This window comes from Saprospiraceae bacterium (genome assembly GCA_016717265.1).
Classification (GTDB): Bacteria; Bacteroidota; Bacteroidia; order Chitinophagales; family Saprospiraceae; genus Vicinibacter.
Window position 1 is genome coordinate 703,137 of the sequence record JADKFX010000001.1, and the last position, 17,058, is coordinate 720,194.

Here is a 17,058-nt window from a genome sequence, read left to right on the forward strand (position 1 = left end):
TTAAAAGATCAAAATTCGTTAAAAAAATCCAGACTTAATCGAATAATTTGAATTTTTAAGAAGGAAGCAAAACACGCTTTATAGATTGGAAATTAGAACTAAGAATGGAGTATTATATTATTTAATAGTCAATGGTTAATAGTCAAGAGTTAATGGTTAATAGTCAAGAGTTAATGGTTAATAGTCAATAGTTAATGGTTAATAGTTAATAGTTAATGGTCAATAGTTACCTGCAACCGTATGACGACAGTGCAAACATTAACCGACAATACTAAAACAAACTTTTCTGGGCTAAAGTTGGACAACAACCGACACCGCTTTGAAAGGCAACCACAAAAAAAATTAAAAAAAATACCAGCCCACAAAAAATTCTATGCCACCCACATTGCACACATTTGCCTTTGCTTGCTTTCGCACAATGCCGACCCCAAAGCAAAGTCAAAAGAGTGCAATCGCCAACGCTTTAATCGCTTCGTAGAAAGTGTATCGGTAATTTTAAAAGAAATCAAACAAAAAAAGAAACTAAAAGATGGGGCTTTGCCCCATCTTTTAGTTTGCTGCTAACTTTCCTAACAACTTCAAAGCACCTTCTACTTTATCACTCCAAACCAAACCGCAATTTAATTTCAAACAATTGTTGTATTGATTTTGTAAGGTAAACATTCTTCCTGGGGCAATACTGATGCCGTTAGCCATTGCAGTATTGTATAATTCAACTGTATCTGTTTTCTTATTTAACTCTACCCACAAATGCAAGCCACCTTGAGGTATTGTAACTTTTGCGTCATCAGGAAAATACTGACTAATGCATCGCAAAAACTGCAATGAGTTTCTATGTAGTGTGTGCCTCAGTTTTCGTAAATGATTTTCATATCTATCATTTTCCAAAAAACTTCCAACGGCTTCGTGAGTAATAGAAGCGGTGTAAAGCGAATGGTAATATTTTGTTCGGGCAACTTTTTCTTTGAACCTACCCGGAACCATCCAACCCACACGATAACCCGGTGCTAATGTTTTTGAAAAAGAACTGCATAATAAAACGATACCACTTTCATCATAAGTTTTGCAACAAGTAGGACGATGATTTCCAAAATACAAATCACCAAATAAATCATCTTCAATTAATGGAACATTATGTTTCTCCATTAATTTCACTACAGCCTTTTTATTTTCATCGGGCATACAACTTCCTAATGGATTGCTGAAATTGCTTACCAACAAACACAACTTTACTTTTTTCTTTTCTAATGCTTGTTTCAAAGCGTCTACTTTAATGCCTGTAATTGGGTTGGTAGGTAATTCTAAAACATTCAACCCAAGACTTTTTGCCAAATGCAAAATCCCAAAGTACACAGGACTTTCAACGACAACGGTATCCCCTCTTTGTGTTAACGAAAGCATACAAAAGGAAATGGCATCAATGCTCCCTGAAGTGGTAATTACATCTTCCGCTTTTAATTTTCCACCCCACATTAATGACCTTATTGCAATCTGTTTTTTTAAATTCTGATTACCGTATTTATCGTAGTTCAATCCACCACCATGTAAAGTACGAGTAGCATTCACTATGTCTTTGTTCATTTTAGCCACTGGCAGCAATTCAATAGCAGGAACACCAGTCGACAATTCAATTTTTGCTTTACTAATATTTTGAGAAACAGTAAAAATAATTTCCTCGGTATCATCTTCTACTTTAGCAACTATAGGCTGACTGGTTTGCGGAACATTTTTAAAATGCTTGTGAGCATACGAAACATAATAACCCGACTGTGGACGAGATTCAACCAAACCCCTACTTTCTAACTCAAAATAAGATTGTTGAGCAGTAGTTAAGCTAACACCTTTTTCAAGTGCAACTGTTCGTAATGATGGGAGCTTATCTCCAATTTTTAAAACATCATTTTTGATCTGATGTTCAATAGTATTTGCAATCTGCAAATAGAGTAGTTCCTTTTTATTCATTTGGCAAATATAACTGTACTGGTTAAAATAAACAAATTTGTATCTGTGCTAATTAAAATTTTTGATTGACTTTTGCAGCCGTTAGTTCAATATTTCAAACCAAAATAAATAGCACATGGAATTTAACAAAGTATTACGAGGAACAAAAAGAGAAATGAATGATGTAGAAAATGTTCATGCGATTTTAGATGCAGGTTTTCTTTGCCATGTAGCATTTCAACATCAAGGCCAAACCATGATGATTCCTACTGCTTATGGCAGAGAGGAAGATGATTTATATCTCCATGGCTCAACCAAAAATTTTATGCTAAATCAAATATTAGACGGGCAAATAAGTTGCATTTCTGTAACTCATTTAGATGGAATTGTTTTAGCCAAAACATTATTTGATACTTCTGTAAATTATCGTTCAGTAGTTTTATTTGGCAAAGCTATTTTATTGACTGATGAAACCGAAAGATTGAAGGGGATGAAGATCATTACTGAAAATATTGTGAAAGGAAGATGGGATGAAGTGAAGATCGGTGATGAAAATCAATTGAAAGCAACTATGGTTATAAGATTCACTATTGAGAAAGCATCAGCAAAAATTAGAACCGGTGCACCCATGGGTGATGTGGAAATAAAAGATGACGTGTGGAGTGGTGAAATTCCACTGGCAATGAAAGCCTTGCAACCAATGCAAGACAGCAAGTTTGGAGTTGTGTTAGAAATGAGCAGAAGTGTGAAAGATTACTTTGAAAAAAACAAATAAGATTTATGAGTTGGATTAACCCTAATACAATTTTAAAAGGAGAATTAGTTGAACTCATCCCATTGGAAGAAAAACATTTTGCCGAATTAGAAATTCTGGCAAGAGAAAAAAGTATTTGGGAATTTCTTCCCGTAGACATGAGTAATAGGGAAAGGTGCATGGCCGCTTTTAGAAATGCCATCAGTGAAAGAGAAAAAGGGGCACAATTTCCATTCGTAATTTTTCTTAATAACGAAAATAAAATAATTGGTAGCACAAGACTTATGAATATTGAAAAAGCACATAGAAAATTAGAAATAGGTTGGACGTGGATGCATCCAAATTATTGGTCGACTGCAATAAATTTAGAATGTAAACTGTTATTGCTCACGTATTGTTTTGAGCATTTATCGACCCTACGAGTGCAACTAAAAACAAGTGTGGAAAATTTGCGCTCCAGAAAAGCAATTGAGAAGATTGGTGGTCAATTTGAAGGAATTCTAAGATATGACATGATAAGAGATAACGGAACAAAAAGAAACTCAGTCTATTATAGTATTATAGAAGATGAATGGGACAATGCAAAGAAAAATTTAGCTAATCTACTTAAAAATAAATTGACTGCATGAAAACTTTAGGACTTATAGGCGGCATCAGTCATCATTCAACCGGTGTTTATTACAACTTAATAAATAAACAAGTTAACGAAATATTGGGTGGTAACAATGCAGCCAAATTATTATTGTACTCAGTAAACTACAGTGATTTTAAACAACTTCAAACTAAAAATGATTGGAACGGAATTGAAAATATGTTGAGTGACATTGCAATGAATCTTGAAAATGCTGGTGCAGATTGTATAATGCTTTGTTGCAACACGGCTCATTTAATAAGTGGCGAGTTAAAACAAAAAATAAAAATTCCATTCATACATATTGCAGATGAAACAGCGATAGAAATTGTAAAACACAAGATTAAAAAAGTAGGATTGCTTGGAACAAGATTTACAATGGAGAATCCTTTCTTTATTAAATGTCTGTCGGATGCAGGGATAGAAACGATCATCCCAAATACCATGGAACGAACCTTGATTCATACGGTTATTCTGGATGAATTATCAAAAGGAAGATTATCGCATAAATCAAAGGAAATGTTTCAAATTGTAATGCATAATCTGAAGGAACAAGGAGCAGAAGCAATAATTTTGGGATGCACCGAGATTGGAATGTTTATCAAACAATCGGATTGTGAACTCCAACTATTTGACACAACAACTATTCATGCCAAAGCAGCAGTTGATTTTGCACTCACTTACCGTGTAAATGCTGACGATAGCAGGAATTTCAAAATAAATTCATTAGGAAATATCTCGCATCTATTCCGTCAAAAGAATATTTTCACCTTTCAAAAGGCTGTGGATTTTGTCCGTCAGCTTCCTTATGGTAGAAATATCAACAAAGCTGATTTAACCACATTGTTTGTAGAGGAATGCGGAACATGCAGCTCAAAACATGCTTTACTTAAACAATTGGCAATTGAACATGATTTTAATGAGGCTAAACTTATGGTGGGCCTCTTTAGAATGAATGCTGTAAATACACCTGGAATAAAGGCAAGACTTCTACAATACAAAATTGAATACATTCCCGAAGCACACTGCTATCTAAAAATTTACAATGAAATTATTGATGCAACAAAATCAAATTCAAAATCTGAAGATTTTGTTAATGATTTGATTGAAGAAATAGAAATTGTGCCGCATCAAATAGTGCATTACAAAGAGGCATATCATAAAAAATACTTGGAAAGCTGGCTTAAGGAAAATAATCAAATAAAATTTACGCTAAATGAATTGTGGATGATAAGAGAACAATGCATTCAGGACATCGCAAGAACCATTTAAAATGAAAATAGAAGTTAGAAAAGCTAAAACAAGTGACTTCGATGAAATACATTCATTGATAAAAGAATTTGCTGCCTTCATAAAAACACCTGAAAGAGTTTTAATAACTCCTGAGCAGATGTTGAAGGACAAGGACTTTTTCAATTGTTTGATAGCACTTGATGATCGAGTAATTATTGGTTTTGCTACCTACTTTATAGCATATTATTCCTGGTCGGGCAAAGCCATTTATTTGGATGATTTATATGTAGTGCCAACATTTCGTGGACTTGGAATTGGCAGTAAACTGTTTGAACATGCAATTGAAACTGCAAAAGCCGCAAACTGCAATAAATTAAAATGGCAGGTATCCTATTGGAACAACAAAGCAATTGCGTTTTATGAAAACCTGGGGGCAACAATTGATACTGTTGAGATAAATTGTGAGTTACCTATTTACTAAAACTATCAAAATGACAAAGTCCGAAATCCTTCATCTTTTACAAGACACAAAATCATTTACAATTCAATGTTTCGATTTGTCAGATAATGAATTGAATAAAACTTATGGAGAAGGGAAATGGAATGTTCGGCAAATTCTTCATCATTTAACTGACACCGAATATTTATTTGCTGGAAGACTAAAAAAAATAATTGCCGAACCCAAACAAGTGATTTGGGCTTTCAATCAAGATGATTGGAACAAGGCTTTTGATTATTTGAATGAACCTCTGACGGGCAAAAAGGAACTTTATTCAATATGCAGAGAAATGAATTACAAACTTATTGAGAAGTATTATGATGAATACAATCAAAAAGAATTTGTGCATAATGAAACAGGCTTAAGAACCTTACAGATAGAATTTGAGAAGGTTGCATTGCATAATAAATCTCACAACGTACAAATGAAAATAGCTTTACAAAACCAAAAGAAATAATGACAAAGATTAGAATATTTCAAGTTGATGCATTTGCCGATAGATTATTTTCGGGCAATCCTGCTGCTATATGTATATTGGATAAATGGCTAAGTGATGGCTTGATGCAGTCCATTGCAAATGAAAATAATTTGGCGGAAACAGCATTTGTAGTTCCCTATGAAAGGAACTTTGAAATAAGATGGTTTACTCCAACAGTAGAAGTTGATTTATGTGGTCATGCTACATTAGCCTCAGCCTTTGTTTTATTCAACATATTTAACCATCCCGATTCTGTAATTAGATTTCATTCTCCGAGAAGCGGATTCTTAAGTGTAGAAAAGAAAGATGATATACTTTATTTAGATTTTCCATCCGATACATTAGAACCAATAAGTGAATTGAAAGACGTTTTAATAGAAAAATGTATTGGTATTAAACCATTGGAATTATACAAAGGAAAAACAGATTATATCGCATTAATTGACAATGAGATTTCATTACAACATCTTCAACCTGATTTAGAAGAGATAGCTAAATTAAAAGCTAGAGGATTAATTGTAACAGCAAAAGGAAATACCGTAGATTTTGTTTCTAGATTCTTTGCTCCTCAATCTGGGATAAACGAAGATCCTGTAACGGGTTCAGCACATACATCATTAACACCCATTTGGGCAAAAAAATTAAATAAAAATAAGATGATTGCAAAACAGTTGTCTATTCGTGGAGGGCAGCTTTTGTGTGAATTTAATAATGAACGATGCATTATTGGAGGTAAAGCCCGATTGTATTTAACAGGAGAAATAAATCTAAATTGAAATGAAAATACTTGCCATAGAAAAGGAAATTGAAGGAGTAACATGGGACAATATAGAAGGCCTCTTGGAACAAGAAGCAAAGTATGTTTTTCAACTGTATCTTTCGGATAACTTAAGAGAAATCTATTTTACAGAAAATAAAAATGCGGTTTTAATTCTTGAAACGGTGGATGGAAAAACAGCTAAAGAATTGCTTGATTCTTTGCCATTGGTAAAAAACAAAAAGATACGATTTGATATGATGGAGTTGAAACCTTATACCGGCTATGAAAGAATAATAATTAAATAACTGAGACTAAAACTAGCCATACAAAAATGGAAACATACAACTTCAATAACAAAACTTTTTCACTCGTTGAAAATTCTGAAAATGGAAAAGCAAATTCTGAAACAAGATTTGAATATAAACAGGAAGGCAATTTAGTTACAGCCGACTATTTTGGTGGAAGTATAATTTATGGAAAAATAATTTCTCGGTTGGAGGAAGATAAACTGATAATGCTTTATCAATGCCTAACAAACCAAAACGAATTAAAGGCAGGAAAAGCCATTGCCTTAATAAGTTTAGTTGAAAATAACAAAATAAAACTCAAATTAAACTGGGAATGGTTGGGCGATAAAAGCGAAAAGGGAGTTTCTGAGTATCTTGAAAATTAAAATTATGAATACAAAATACACTTTCAGAAAAGGAAATATTGCTGACCTGGAACAAATAAAAAGTATAACATGGATGGCATACAGTCAATTCAAAAATATTTTCTCTGAAGAAAATTTTCAAGGATGGAATGAGATATTGAACAAGGACGAAACCTATTTAAATTTATTTGAAACTGCTGTGTGTTTTGTTTGTGAAAAAGAAAATAAAATTATTGGTTCTGCATTTTTAGTCCCTCACGGAAATCCATTTAAATGGTTTGAAGCAGATTGGTCGTATATTCGTCTGGTAGCGGTTCACACAGAATATGAAGGAAATGGAATTGGAAAAAAGTTGACGCAAATGTGCATTGACAAAGCAAAAGAAATGGATGAAAAAATAATTGCATTGCACACTTCCGAATTTCAAAATGCAGCACGACACATTTATGAAAGCATGGGTTTTGAAAAGCAAAAAGAATTTGAATTGTACGAAAAGAAATATTGGATATATTTATTGAATTTATAATGGAAAAAAATATTACTTACAACAAAGCCACGATTGATGACACTTCAACATTAGTTGACAACAGAATTTTGTTTGCACTTGAATTATCAGGCGAACAATCGCAGGAAAAAACAATAGCGTTAAGAAAGCAAATGACAAACTATTTTTCAAAAGCTACAGCCGACAATAGCTGCATTTCTTATATAGCAAAATACAATGGAATAGTTGCTGGGATTGGTTCTGTTCATTCTAGAGAAATGCCTGGCAATTTTAAAAATCCATCAGGTAAATGGGGCTATATTATGAATATGTACACAGTTCCCGAATTTAGGAGAAAAGGAATTTGCAAAGCGATATTAGAGATATTAGTTGAAGAGGGAAAAAAGTTTGGTATCACAGCATTTGAATTACATGCCACCAAAGACGGAGAAAATGTTTATAGACAAGAAGGATTTATTCAACACAATGAACCAACATTGAGAAAATTTATTTGATATGGAAATAAAATTAACCACAAACGAAGGCGAATTAAACCAATGTGCTGAATTAATGAGCCAATCAGAGCCATTCACATCACTCAAATTTGACATCGAAAAATGTAAATTAGCGGTAAGAAGTGATTATAAGGAAGTTTACTTGGCATTAGAGGGAAATGAATTTGCAGGTTTTGTAGTGCTGCAATATTATGGTCTGCTTCGGGGTTACATTCAAACTATTTGCATTCAGCCCAACCACCGAGGAAAAGGAATTGGAACAACTCTTTTGAAATTCAGCGAAGAAAAGCTTTTGAAAAAATTCCCAAATGTGTTTATGTGTGTTACATCTTTTAATCATCAGGCACAGAAATTGTATTATCGTTTAGGGTATGAAAAAATTGGAGAATTAAAAAACCATATCATTGAAGGAGCAGATGAGTACATTTTAAGAAAACAAGGAAGTCCTACTTCAGAATTTAAACCAACCGTTTAAAATTGGAACAGGAAAAAGAATGGGTATAACAACAATCTTAATAACATCAAACGAACAGATGATAGCAGATTTAAACCGTTTGAAACTATGAACTACTTTACTCCACATACAGCAGCTGACAGGTATTCAAAAGGAAGACCCAACTTTCACAATACCACTATTAATCACATTAAGAGTTATCTGAAACTTGAAAACAAATTACATTCAGCACTAGACATTGCATGCGGCACAGGGCTTTCTACACAAGCATTATTAAACATTGCTACCCATGTTTACGGCACTGATGGCTCACAAGCCATGTTAGATTTTGCGTTGAAAAAGGACAAGATAAATTACCAAATAGCAAGAGCAGAAGTACAGCCTTTTGCTAACCAGTTTTTCGATTTGATTACGGTGTGTTCAGGTGTTCATTGGTTTGATATTGATAAGTTCTTAATGGAAGCTAATCGTTTGCTGAAAAGTAAATCTTATTTGGTTCTATACGACAATTTCTTTCTTGGTGAAATGGAAAGTAATCCTGAATTTCTAAAGTGGTACAATTCTGTTTATTTAATAAATTTTCCGGCACCTGCAAGAAATGACAACTACAATTGGATAAATAAAAAATTGAACGAAATGAATTTTGACTACGTTAAGGAGGAAATATTTACCAATGCTGTTTCATTTAATAAAAATGAGTTACTACTTTATTTCACAACCCAAAGCAATATCATTTCGGCAGTTGAAAAGAAACTAATTACATATCCAGAAGTGGAAGTGTGGCTTGATAACGAACTTTCTATTCATTTTGCTAATGAAAATAAAAACGAAACTGTACATTTTAGTAACTGAATAAAATACCTAAAAAATACTAAATGATAATCATCACAACAAAAATACTCACAGAACTTCAATTTTCACAAATCAATCAATTGTGGAATGATGAATACCCATAAAATTGAAAGACAGATTTCCGATTTTGTTGGATGGTGCAGTAAACTATAACCATTATATTATTGAAGATGCAGAGCAAAATGTATTGGGTTGGGCAGTTGATTTTGAAAAGGAAAGTGAAATTCGTTTTTCAATCATTGTAGATTCAAAACATAAAGAAATAGGTTTAGGAAGTTTATTAGTTGAAAAATTGAAATCAGAAAATGATTTGTTTTTCGGTTGGGTAATTGACCATGATAACGATTTAAAGTGCAGTGGAGAACTTTATCAAACACCCTTGCCATTTTATCTGAAACATGGGTTTGAAATTTTACATGATGTGAGGATTGAAAGCGAAATGATAAGAGCAGTAAAAATTAAATGGATTAAATAAAATGAAGAAATTAATTTTCTATTTTAATTGGGTTCCAATTTTGTTGGCAAATACTACCAATGCTCAAAACATGGATGAAATAAATCGTGTAATTGACAGTACCTATTCAAGTTCGCAATTCTTGGCAATATTTTAATTACCAAAAACAACAAAATTGTTTTTGAAAAAAGTTATGGCTATGCCGATGATGTAAATAAAATGCCGTTGACAAAGGAAAATTCTTTTCAAGTTGCATCCATCTCAAAACAGTTTACGGCATACGGAATAATAATTTTGAAAAGCAAAGGTTTGTTGAATTATGATAGTTTGGTTTGCAAATACATTCCAACTTTCCCTTACAAACAAATTACGGTTAGACATTTGCTAAATCATACATCAGGGCTACCCAATTTTTGGGATTACATCAGACCAAACTTAGATACAACTATATCAAATGGAAACAAAGAGGTGTTGGACTATTTAATTCAACATAAACTTCCATTGCAATTTGAGCAAGGAACAAAATTTCAATATGCCGATATTGGCTATGATTTTTTAGCAACTATTATTTCAACTATTTCGGATTTGAGCTATCAAGAATTTATGAATCTAAACATTTTCAAACCATTAAAAATGAAAAACACTTTCGCTTACATGGTCACTGATATTCGAAGAATACAAAATAAAAACTTAGCTATCGGACACATATTTGAAAATGGAAAGTTTGAGTATGCACACCTGCAACCAAAATGTAATTTCGTTTACTATTTAGGCGATTTTTATGGTGATGGTTCGGTAGTTACAACCGCAAGAGATTTAGCAATTTGGGACAAAGCACTTAGTGAATGTAAACTGTTGCCATGTGAAATGCAAAACGAATCTATAAACGAAGCAACATTTAATGGACAAACAATTTATGCCAAAACAAACCCAAACATCAGTTATGGTTTTGGTTGGTTTATAAAAAATACACCATTAGGAAAATTAGTTTATCACAGTGGCGGACATCCTGGAAACTCTCATGTGATATATCGTTTGTTAGATAAAGACATAACTTTTATTTTCTTATCAAATGCAGAAACATCAAACTTGAAGGCTTTAAGAAACAGGATACTTCAAATGCTACAATAATTAGCCAGCCCATACTAAAAAATACACTCTTAAAAAACGCTACAAGCCAACGCTAAAGACTATTTTTTTAAGTGAGTTTTTTTTCGCCACCCAAGACAAATTTTTTGCCAACGCTTTTTTTTTAATTTATTTTTTTTTCCACCCAATGCTAATTGCAAACTTGCACCGACATCGCTTTGAATATTAATTGCTTCTACTTACCTTCGTGCAGACATTAAACGACACGGCTTCACATGGAGTAAACGGCAGCAGGTAACACGGGTTTGGCAAAAGTGGCGGTTCAGTGCTCCTCAGACACATTTGTGGTTAATCAAAGTTTGGTTCTCCTCACCAACATTTGTGGTGAAAATCGCCACCTTCGCCAAGCCCGAAAACGTTAGTGGTCAATAGTTAATGGTCAATGCTCAAAAGCCAATGGTCAATAGTTAATGGTCAATAGTTAATAGTCAATAGTTAGTAGTCAATAGTTAATAGTTAATGGTTAATAGTCAAGAGTTAATGGTTAATAGTCAATAGATAATAGTCAATAGTTAATGGTTAATAGTCAATAGTTAATGGTTAATAGTCAATAGTTAATGGTCAATAGTTAATAGTCAAGAGTCAATTTTTAAAAGCCAATTGTCAATATTTTATGGCCAATTGTCAATTTAGAAATCTTGAATCTAAAATATTTATTATATTTGAAATTAAATATTAAACATGAGAATTCAACACAATCGTTTACTAATTAATTTATTTAGTGTATTATTATTTTGCATTTTTATTAATTCTTTATCTGCGACAAGCTATCATGTAAGGAGTACCGGAAATGATAATTTTAATGGACTTACATTCAGTACCTCATTTAAAACAATTCAAACGGCAACCAATAAGGTTGTAGCTGGCGACAGTGTTTTAGTATATGACGGAAATTATAAAGGATTTGATCATTTTTATAAAAATAGTGGAACTGTAAATAATCCAATTGTTTATTTTGCAATGGGCAGCAATGTTATTATTAATCAAAGTTGTGGAAGAGGATTTGACGGATTGAATATTGAAGGTTCTCATTTTATTGAAGTCAATGGATTTAAAGTTTACAGAATTGCAGATCAAAATGGAAGTGGTGAAGATGGAATACGCGCAGTTCTTGCAAATCACATTACAATTCGAAATTGTGAAGTGGATAGTTGTTATAGAGGAATATTTACAGGATATACGGATGACTTTTTAGCAGAAAATAATATTTGTAAACGATCTTATGGTGAACATGGAATTTATGTATCTAATAATAGCGATCGGGTTATTGTTCGAAATAATATTTGCTTTGGAAACACAAAGGCTGCAGGGATTCAACTGAATCCAGATTTGGGTAGTGGCGCACCAGGAATTTCAGTGGATGTTAAAATTTATAATAATCTATGTTATAATAATCGAATAGGCTTAAATCTACAGGGAATATATAATTCCTTAGTATATAATAATCTAATTTATAATAATGGATTATCCGGAGGAGGAAATGGAATGACTTTTTTCCATGGTGATGCTGCAACCGGATGCAAGAATGTAAAAGTGTACAATAATACAGTGGTAGTGCCATCGGCTTCTCAGTGGTGCATTCTGGCAATAGAAAGTGATAGTTTAGAAGTAATCAATAATATTTTATTAAGTGCATCTACTAAGGGTAGTTTAGATATTGAAACTACCTGTACTAATTATATAGGGAATTATAATTTGTTAAATGATAGAATTACTGTAAATCAAGGAAGTTCATATATCAACTTTGCAGAATGGCAGCGTTTGGGAAATGATTTGAATTCTATTTTAGTAAAGGACAACGCAACGGTATTCACTAGTTTATTAAATCATGATTATCATTTGGCTCAGAATTCGGTTGCTTTAAATTCTGGAAGTGCAGTTGTTTTTTCTGTCGTTCTCAAGGATTTGGACGGAAACCTACGTCCACAGGGAACTTCATACGATATCGGATGTTACGAAACAAAAGGTGCAACAGGTTTAAAAGAAAGTTTTCAAGATCCTATTTATAAACCCATTTTTAATGGTTCTATTATGAGCTTTAGTAATTTGAAAGAAGGATACCTTGTTGAACTCTTTAATTTAAAGGGTCAAAGGATAGGGAGCGGTCTGCAATTTGAAACAAATTCTTTCGAAACGGGAATTTATATTTATCATATTATTTCTTTAAATACAAGACAAAGAATGGGTAGTGGGAAGTTATTTTTGGTAAGTTCAAATTAATTTATTCATTCGGTAGATCTGTTCTGATTCAATTGCAATATTATTTTTTAAATTATTTTTAGTTTCAATTTATGCAATTCAGAAAATTGATTTTAAATCTTGCATCCAGTTAAAGTTTATTTTATTTGTCAATAAGATTTCTAAACCTCCTCCAAAGGAAACTTTATTTATCTGGACTATTGGACTTATGTTTGTTTGGATAATCGTGGATTCTTCTATAATTCGTATCTTTGCAGTTTAAGAACAGAATGAAATTTCTATTTTGTAAAAATTTAATTTAGCAAAGTACATGTATAATTATAATGACATTCAAAATTGTTTAAAAGATAGTTTTAAAATACTTGGCGATCCTCAACATATCCAATTTGATAATGCCAAATCTTTGACGGATGCAAATTCCTTTTCAATTTGCTGGTTAAGACCTGGAATTTCAAATCGTGAAACACTTATTGATGAAAATCAATGTAAAGTATTTATATGTTCTGAACAAGAAGAGTTCAGAGAAAGGAAAGACAAAGTAATCATTTTAGTTGATAATCCGCGATTGCGATTTCTTCAATTGGTCAGACAATTATTTGTAAAGCCGAATACTTATGGAATTCATCCAACAGCAATCATTCATGAGGAAGCTCAAATTTCTTCTAAAGTTTATATTGGTCCGAACTGTATCATTGGAAAATGTATTATAGGTGATGATGTTGTTATATATGGAAATTGTTATTTGTTTGATGATGTGCAAATCGGAAATCATACTACGATTATGCCAAACAGTACAATTGGTGGAATTGGATTTGGGTATGAACGAAATGCAGATTCTGAATTTGAATTATTTCCACACTTAGGTGGTGTAATTGTAGAAGATCACGTAGATATTGGTGCAAATACCTGTATCGATAGGGGGACTTTGGGGAATACAATTATTAAAAGTGGTACTAAGATTGACAATTTGGTGCATATTGCGCACAATGTAGTAATCGGTAAAAATTGCGCTGTAATTGCATTGGCTATGATTGGAGGTAGTACTGTAATCGGAGATAATTGTTGGGTCGCACCAGCATCTACATTAAGAGATGGCATTAAAATCGGTACCGGATCTACCATTGGGATTGGGGCATTAGTATTAAAAGAGATCCCAGACAATGAAACCTGGATAGGTGTTCCAGCTAAAAAGTATATTTAGATGATTTCAATTTTAAAATTCTAAATTATCAAAAGACGAACAGTAGCGAATGAAAAATCGATTGCTAATTAAACTATTATATGCTCCTTATAATATAGCTTCTATGCCTGCTGTTACCATGGATTATCTTAATCAAAGAGATGACATTCTGGCAAAAGGAGTTTCTATTGAAGATCATCATTTTACAAATTACGGTAAGGATAAAAAAAAATATTGGAAGACATTTAATGTATATACAAATTTATCGAACCCAATTTCCTTTATACGTAATTTACTGAAAGCTGAATATTATTTAATCAAAAGAATATTATGGGCAGATATAATCATTTGGCAATGGGATACTAAAGTTTATCTACCGCATTACTTTTTAATTTGGATACTTAAAAAACCTATTTTAATCGAGTGGGTTGGAAGTGATATTCGAATTCCTGAAATTGTTATTGCGAATAGCCCGTTTTACAAAAGCGAACTAGAAAATGGCAATTATACATACACTAAAGAATCGTATAAGCGAAGTTTATCGATTCAAAGAAAATTTAAATTTTTAAATGCAATTCCTCTGGTAGCACCAGAAATGAGTTTGTTTTTGGATCGAAGTTTATTTCCTGAATTTTACCTAATGTACCAACGCATTCGTGTTGAAGACTATCAAGTGAAGTATCCGGATTTAAATTGCAAAATACCTGTCATCGTTCATGCACCAAGTGCAACTGGTGGAAAAGGAACTCGTTTTGTTAGAATCGCAATTGAGAATTTAAAATTAAAATATGATTTTAAGTATATAGAAATTATTAATAAAACACACGAAGAAGCAATTCTTGCAATTGCCGGAGCAGATATTTTTTTAGATCAGTTTTTAGTAGGTTCTTACGGAGCCGCTTGTTGTGAAGCGATGGCTATGGGAAAACCTGCTTTTTGTTATTTAATTGAACCGGTTATTGAATTATTACCTAAGGAATGTCCGATAGTGAATGCAAATCCGGATACACTTGAATCCATATTGAAGGAATATTTGATGGATTCTAATTTAAGGTATCAAACAGGAGTTCGATCCAGAACGTATGTTGAAAACTATCACGAAGCAGGACGTGTAACAACGAAGTTAGTAGCGCTCATAAAAAAAATACTTTATTAATAAGTGCTAAATTTTTTTAAAATATACATATAGATGTTATTTAGCTGGATATACAATCGTTTATTTTCCTATCATAAGATCTCTGGAAGAAATCAATTTATGATCTAAAAATAACCGAATTTGATAAATTCCATTTGCTAGATTTATTGCATTTAAATCTATACTTTCTATATATTTACCATAGCCTCGTTTTTGGCCAGAAATAATATCTACTACTTTAATACCTTGTGAATTGTAAATAGACAAATCGACAGTTTTAGATTCGTGAAGTTTAAAAGAAACAAACTCGATATAATTTGCAGGATTTGGAAAATTTTCAAATTCTAAATTTGAATTCGATAATACCGTTTGAGTTGTTTCTGTAATAAGTTCATTTGCATTTATTAAATGAGTCCAAATACTTAAACTTCCATTATGTAATCGCGTCCAAATGGGTCTAATAATTCCATTAGATACTGTAATATTATTATAGTCTCCAAAAAAAATATTTTCATTTGGTATAAATGGTGATTCGCTAATTCTTTTATTTATAAATGATTTTCCACCATCTTTGGATACCGCTAAATAAACATCGGTTGATAGATCATTATAGGCTCTTCGATCATAAAAAACAAAATATAAATATCCTGTAGTTTGATCAATGGTCATCCAAGTAAAAAATTGGTGTTTCTGACTTGCATCAGTGTTTACTTTTGTTGGAGTTGACCAGTTTTTTCCTTGATCTGTCGATTTGGATAGCCAAACATCTGTATTTCCAATACCATTTCGTTGATCTGTCCAATTTATATAGATAGTCCCTTTATTCGGACCATCACTTAAATCACATGCAGTAATTGGAAGTCCGTTGCAACGATAGATTCCTGGAATTACATAATCCCAACCGCCAGGTATTGAGTCAACAAATAAATCATTCGGAAGCCAGGTATTTCCTGCGTCTTCTGATTTGTTGAAACGGATACCCTGTGGTCCTGCCCAAGCTACATAAACCTCTCCATTTGGTCCAACACAGGGGACTGCACCTTCTACGGTTTGATCCCTATCCAAACAATCTCCTGCTACTGTATTAATTCGTTTTGGTGTAGACCAGCTAATTCCATTATCTATAGATTTGGAAAACAAAATGATACTGCTATCTTTTGGATTGGTACTTGAATAGGAATCAAATTGTGTCCAGGTCATATAGATTGTATTATTCCTAGGATCCAAGGCAGTCCAATGTTTATCCTGATCTTTATTTCCATTTAAACCAGTAAAGGAACCATCAGACCAATTCAATCCGGCATCTGTTGTTTTCTGACAAACAATACGGTCAATCCAGTTGCCCGAAGGTGGATTGGATAAATGAAAAAAGTAAAATGCACCTGCTGTATCTACTAATAAAACGGGATCTCCCCAAACGCCATGGCTTGATGTAAGTCTATGCGTTGACCAGGTTCTTCCTGTGTCCTTACTTATAAAGTAATTATTGAGATTGGATGCAGCAAGGATTACATTAGGTTTTTTTGGATCTATTATAATAGTTGGTTCGTTTGGATTATTTTCATTGCTGATCAATATATTTTGTCCAAAACACCATTCTCCCAAAATTAAAATTAATAAAAATAGACCTGTTGATTTCATAACCAAAATAATCGTGAAGGTCAAAATTAATCAATAAAGTGATTTAA

General features: G+C 32.6%; 20 protein-coding genes. 18 read left to right on the forward strand and 2 right to left on the reverse strand.

Annotation, left to right across the window (positions count from 1 at the left end):
- The first annotated feature begins 240 nt into the window (after positions 1–240).
- Positions 241–564, forward strand: a complete 324-nt coding sequence (locus IPO86_02795; GenBank protein ID MBK9727025.1) for a hypothetical protein — start codon at positions 241–243, stop codon at positions 562–564.
- Here the strand turns inward: IPO86_02795 and IPO86_02800 are convergent.
- Positions 550–1,962 carry a PLP-dependent aminotransferase family protein gene (locus IPO86_02800; GenBank protein MBK9727026.1) on the reverse strand — a complete coding sequence of 471 codons (1,413 nt, stop codon included), beginning with the start codon at positions 1,960–1,962 and terminating at the stop codon, positions 550–552. The genes IPO86_02795 and IPO86_02800 overlap by 15 nt on opposite strands.
- A 115-nt stretch (positions 1,963–2,077) precedes the next feature.
- Between IPO86_02800 and IPO86_02805 the strand changes: the two genes are divergently transcribed.
- From IPO86_02805 to IPO86_02885, 17 genes are all read left to right on the forward strand, one after another.
- Positions 2,078–2,716, forward strand: coding sequence for a pyridoxamine 5'-phosphate oxidase family protein (locus tag IPO86_02805; protein ID MBK9727027.1), 639 nt, complete (start codon positions 2,078–2,080; stop codon positions 2,714–2,716).
- A 5-nt stretch (positions 2,717–2,721) separates the two neighbouring features.
- Positions 2,722–3,324 (forward strand): GNAT family N-acetyltransferase, encoded by a 603-nt coding sequence (locus IPO86_02810; protein MBK9727028.1) that lies wholly within the window; start codon positions 2,722–2,724, stop codon positions 3,322–3,324.
- Entirely contained in the window at positions 3,321–4,598 is a 1,278-nt protein-coding gene (locus IPO86_02815; protein MBK9727029.1) for an aspartate/glutamate racemase family protein, read from the forward strand. Before IPO86_02810 ends, IPO86_02815 begins: the two co-directional genes overlap by 4 nt.
- A gap of 1 nt (position 4,599) precedes the next feature.
- Positions 4,600–5,040 (forward strand): GNAT family N-acetyltransferase, encoded by a 441-nt coding sequence (locus IPO86_02820; protein MBK9727030.1) that lies wholly within the window; start codon positions 4,600–4,602, stop codon positions 5,038–5,040.
- A gap of 10 nt (positions 5,041–5,050) precedes the next feature.
- The gene (locus IPO86_02825) at positions 5,051–5,515 is read left to right on the forward strand and encodes a DinB family protein (GenBank protein ID MBK9727031.1); all 465 of its coding nucleotides are present in this window, start codon (positions 5,051–5,053) and stop codon (positions 5,513–5,515) included.
- A complete protein-coding gene (locus IPO86_02830) occupies positions 5,515–6,312 on the forward strand; it encodes a PhzF family phenazine biosynthesis protein (protein ID MBK9727032.1) in 798 nt (265 codons plus the stop codon). The genes IPO86_02825 and IPO86_02830 overlap by 1 nt, the downstream gene beginning before the upstream one ends.
- Before the next feature lies 1 nt (position 6,313).
- Positions 6,314–6,601, forward strand: coding sequence for a superoxide dismutase (locus tag IPO86_02835; GenBank protein ID MBK9727033.1), 288 nt, complete (start codon positions 6,314–6,316; stop codon positions 6,599–6,601).
- A 26-nt stretch (positions 6,602–6,627) separates the two neighbouring features.
- Positions 6,628–6,969: a n-acetylglutamate synthase gene (locus IPO86_02840; GenBank protein MBK9727034.1), complete on the forward strand. Its 342-nt coding sequence runs from the start codon at positions 6,628–6,630 to the stop codon at positions 6,967–6,969.
- 4 nt (positions 6,970–6,973) lie between these two features.
- Complete coding sequence (locus tag IPO86_02845) at positions 6,974–7,474, forward strand: GNAT family N-acetyltransferase (GenBank protein ID MBK9727035.1); 501 nt, start codon at positions 6,974–6,976, stop codon at positions 7,472–7,474.
- Positions 7,474–7,947 (forward strand): GNAT family N-acetyltransferase, encoded by a 474-nt coding sequence (locus IPO86_02850; GenBank protein MBK9727036.1) that lies wholly within the window; start codon positions 7,474–7,476, stop codon positions 7,945–7,947. Before IPO86_02845 ends, IPO86_02850 begins: the two co-directional genes overlap by 1 nt.
- A gap of 1 nt (position 7,948) precedes the next feature.
- Positions 7,949–8,422 (forward strand): GNAT family N-acetyltransferase, encoded by a 474-nt coding sequence (locus tag IPO86_02855; protein MBK9727037.1) that lies wholly within the window; start codon positions 7,949–7,951, stop codon positions 8,420–8,422.
- Positions 8,423–8,509: 87 nt separating this feature from the next.
- A complete protein-coding gene (locus IPO86_02860) occupies positions 8,510–9,253 on the forward strand; it encodes a methyltransferase domain-containing protein (protein ID MBK9727038.1) in 744 nt (247 codons plus the stop codon).
- Between the two features lie 106 nt (positions 9,254–9,359).
- Positions 9,360–9,728, forward strand: a complete 369-nt coding sequence (locus IPO86_02865; protein ID MBK9727039.1) for a GNAT family N-acetyltransferase — start codon at positions 9,360–9,362, stop codon at positions 9,726–9,728.
- 117 nt (positions 9,729–9,845) lie between these two features.
- Complete coding sequence (locus IPO86_02870; GenBank protein MBK9727040.1) at positions 9,846–10,838, forward strand: beta-lactamase family protein; 993 nt, start codon at positions 9,846–9,848, stop codon at positions 10,836–10,838.
- A gap of 699 nt (positions 10,839–11,537) precedes the next feature.
- The gene (locus tag IPO86_02875; protein ID MBK9727041.1) at positions 11,538–13,076 is read left to right on the forward strand and encodes a right-handed parallel beta-helix repeat-containing protein; all 1,539 of its coding nucleotides are present in this window, start codon (positions 11,538–11,540) and stop codon (positions 13,074–13,076) included.
- A gap of 289 nt (positions 13,077–13,365) precedes the next feature.
- Complete coding sequence (locus IPO86_02880) at positions 13,366–14,256, forward strand: UDP-3-O-(3-hydroxymyristoyl)glucosamine N-acyltransferase (protein ID MBK9727042.1); 891 nt, start codon at positions 13,366–13,368, stop codon at positions 14,254–14,256.
- Between the two features lie 49 nt (positions 14,257–14,305).
- Complete coding sequence (locus IPO86_02885; protein MBK9727043.1) at positions 14,306–15,391, forward strand: glycosyltransferase; 1,086 nt, start codon at positions 14,306–14,308, stop codon at positions 15,389–15,391.
- Between the two features lie 60 nt (positions 15,392–15,451).
- Here IPO86_02885 and IPO86_02890 read toward each other — a convergent pair whose 3' ends face one another.
- Entirely contained in the window at positions 15,452–17,011 is a 1,560-nt protein-coding gene (locus IPO86_02890) for a T9SS type A sorting domain-containing protein (GenBank protein MBK9727044.1), read from the reverse strand.
- Positions 17,012–17,058 lie beyond the last annotated feature (47 nt).